We start from the raw sequence: 3,155 nt of genomic DNA, 5'->3' as shown, positions 1-3,155 counted from the left end.
CCCCCAGGCTGCGGCAAGAATGAGACACTTTCGGGCAAAATGATGGCCAAAACGTTATTGATGAGGCTCTGTTGCCAAATTGGTACAGTTGCATGACCTAAAAGTGAATTAGTGCCCCACTGTAATGGCCGCCGGCTGGCCGGGCTCAAGCTCCTCGACCTTCTCCGAAAACAGGCCGCGCCGGAGGAACAGCGTCCGCGCCTCCCTGGCCGTCGGCGCGATCTTTCCCGGCCAGTCGCTGTCTATGAACTCAGCCTTGGTGAAGTCCGGATTTGTCTCGCTCGCTGCCTCCAGGAACTCGGCGATCTCCAGCACGATCGCGCGCTCGTCCTTTGAAAGCGCCGATGTGCCGGCTTCGATCGACGGGCGATGGACGAAATCCTCGAACAGGTAGAAATAACCCTTGATGCCGACGAGATCGACGCCGTCGTCACAATCGGCCAGGATTTCCAGGATCTCGTAGATCCTGTTGCGGATACGCTGCTCGATCAGTCTTTCGGAGGGCTCTTCGGTCATGGCGATCATGGGCGCGCGCGCCGAATGCTAGAAGGGCAGTTTCATTCCCGGCGGGATCGGCAGACCTGCGGTCAGCGCCTTGGTCTTTTCCTGCATGATCTGCTCGACCTTGGTCTTGGCGTCGTTGTGAGCGGCCAGCACCAGGTCTTCCAGGATCTCGACATCGTCTTCCTTGAACAGAGACGGATCGATCTTCAGCGACTTCATCTCGAATTTTCCGGTCAGCGTCACATTGACCAGGCCGCCGCCGGCCTGGCCGGACGCTTCCAGCGTGGCGATCTCGTCCTGCATGGCCTGGAACTTGGCCTGCATTTCCTTCGCCTTGCCCATCAGGCCGAGAAGATCTTTCATGGTCGGGTCCTTTGCGGATTCGTGGCTGGATCAGGTTTCATCGTCGTCAGCCGGCGGCTCTACCGGCACTTCAGCCTCTGTCGTTTCGGCTTCCGGCGCGTCTGGAATGCGCACGTCGATGATCTTGGCACCGGGAAAGCGCGCCAGGATGGCGGCCACGGTGGGATCGCTCTTGGCATCGAGAAATGCCGTCTCGCGTTTGGCCGATTCCATTTCGGCGAGCGTCTGGCCGCCCTCTTCCTTTGACAGCGAGACCAGCCAGCTGCGGCCGGTCCAGGCGCGAAGCTTCGTCGTCAGGTCGTTGAGCAGCATCTTGGGCGCATCGCTGGTCAGGCCGACGTCGATGCGGCCGGGCTCGATACGCACGAACCGGATGCAGCTCTTGACCAGCACCTTGAAGGCGATGTCGCGCTGCGCGTCGGCGAGCGCAATGATGTCGGCCAGCGACTTCAGCGGCGCCGATTCCATGGCCGGCTCCGGCGGAGCGACGTAGGCAACGGCAGCAGGCGAGGCTTCGACCAGCCGCATGCTCTGTGCCCCGCCCGATCCGGATGGCATGCGCGTCTGCGCCACCGCGCTGGCACCACCGCCATTGCCGGAACTTGCCGACGTCCCATTCGGGCGCGGCGCGCCATTCTGCATAGGCGCAGCGCTATCGAGCGATCTCAGCGCCTCGTCCAGCGTCGGCAGATCGGCGGCATGCGCCAGCCGGATCAGCACCATTTCGGCGGCACTCACCGGCCGGTTGGAAGACTGCACCTCGGGGATGCCCTTGAGCAGCATCTGCCATGTCCGTGACAGCACCCTGACCGACAGCGTTCTGGCGAAATCGGCGCCGCGCTGCCGCTCGTCCTCCGACAGCGAGGCATCCTCGATGGCCGTCGGCACGAAACGCAGCCGGGTGACGAGATGGTTGAATTCGGCAAGATCGGTCAGCACGGCGGCTGGATCGGCGCCGGTGTCATACTGCGCACGGAATTCGCCAAGGGCTGCCGCCACATCGCCCTTCATCACATGTTCGAACAGGTCGACGATGCGGGCGCGGTCGGCGAGCCCGAGCATCGCCCGAACCGCATCGGCGCCGACAGAGCCGGCGCCATGGGCAATCGCCTGGTCGAGGATGGAGAGCGAATCACGGGCCGAGCCCTCGGCGGCGCGCGCGATCATCGCCAGCGCGTCGTCGTCGACAGAAATGCCTTCCTGGGCCGAGATCGAGGACAGATGCGCGACCAGAGCGCCGGCGTCGATGCGCCTCAGGTCGAAGCGTTGGCAGCGCGACAGAACGGTGATCGGAACCTTGCGGATTTCGGTGGTGGCGAAGATGAATTTGACGTGCGGCGGCGGCTCTTCCAGCGTCTTCAGCAGGCCGTTGAAGGCTTGCGTCGACAGCATGTGCACTTCGTCGATGATGTAGACCTTGTAGCGGGCCGAGACCGGCGCATAGCGCACGCGCTCGATGATATCCCTGATGTCGTCGATGCCGGTATGCGAGGCGGCGTCCATCTCGATGACGTCGACATGGCGGCCTTCCATGATCGCCTGGCAATGTTCGCCGAGGACGGCGAGGTCGACCGAAGGCTGGTCGATGTCAGCGGTTTTATAATTCAGGGCCCGCGCGAGGATGCGCGCCGTCGTGGTCTTGCCGACGCCGCGCACGCCGGTCAGCATCCAGGCCTGGGCGATGCGGCCGGTGGCAAAGGCATTGGTGAGGGTGCGCACCATCGGCTCCTGGCCGACCAGCTCGGAAAAATTCGAAGGACGGTACTTGCGCGCCAGCACGCGATAGGCGGCGGCCTTGCCTATCTCCAGGCTTTTTGGTCCCGAATTTCCGGCTTCGCTCATACGCCCGTAAAGCTCCAAATGGCCGCGCCCGAAGGCGGCCGATTCCTGCGCATAGTCTCGCCCGCGCTGCAATGCGTCGTCAATGTCGCGAGAGGGGCCGATGAGGTGGGAGGCTGGAACAATGACCCGTTCCGGGCTCGTTAGGGCTGCTTCCTTCCGGACCTGACCCGGTTGGCGAGTGGATCGTCCACCACCAACCTCCCGCTTTCCATATCGGCAATTGCGCGACGAAATGCAAGTCCGCCGAAGAAATCGTTAAATGTCGAATCGGCGCACCAAACCGTGAGGGCGCAATGATTCACTTGCAGCCCCCTTGCCGCCGCTCTAGCCTTCATGTGTTGAGCAAACCAAGAAAAGCAAGGGAAACGCCGATGCTGCCGGGCCTGGAGGCCGGATTCACGCTGGACGCACGGCTGGAGGCGGACAGCGTCTGTCTCTTATACACA

Annotated in this window: 3 protein-coding genes and 1 other RNA gene; all 4 read right to left on the bottom strand. The window is 62.9% G+C overall.

Features of this window, described 5'->3' with window-relative positions; all coding sequences use genetic code 11:
- Positions 1–108: 108 nt before the first annotated feature.
- The 4 genes from EN964_RS30010 to ffs all read right to left on the bottom strand — a co-directional run bounded on the left by EN964_RS30010 (position 109) and on the right by ffs (position 2,911).
- Complete coding sequence (locus tag EN964_RS30010) at positions 109–516, bottom strand: hypothetical protein (protein WP_127272517.1); 408 nt, start codon at positions 514–516, stop codon at positions 109–111.
- A gap of 27 nt (positions 517–543) precedes the next feature.
- Positions 544–867: a YbaB/EbfC family nucleoid-associated protein gene (locus EN964_RS30005; protein ID WP_013527931.1), complete on the bottom strand. Its 324-nt coding sequence runs from the start codon at positions 865–867 to the stop codon at positions 544–546.
- Between the two features lie 30 nt (positions 868–897).
- Positions 898–2,709, bottom strand: a complete 1,812-nt coding sequence (locus EN964_RS30000) for a DNA polymerase III subunit gamma/tau (RefSeq protein WP_127272516.1) — start codon at positions 2,707–2,709, stop codon at positions 898–900.
- Positions 2,710–2,814: 105 nt separating this feature from the next.
- Positions 2,815–2,911, bottom strand: an RNA gene (ffs, locus tag EN964_RS29995) — signal recognition particle sRNA small type.
- Positions 2,912–3,155 lie beyond the last annotated feature (244 nt).

Source organism: Mesorhizobium sp. M7A.F.Ca.CA.001.10.2.1, from assembly GCF_003998575.1.
Taxonomy (GTDB): domain Bacteria; phylum Pseudomonadota; class Alphaproteobacteria; order Rhizobiales; family Rhizobiaceae; genus Mesorhizobium.
Note: the sequence above shows the minus strand (reverse complement) of the source record. Positions and strands in the feature narration are given on the sequence as shown.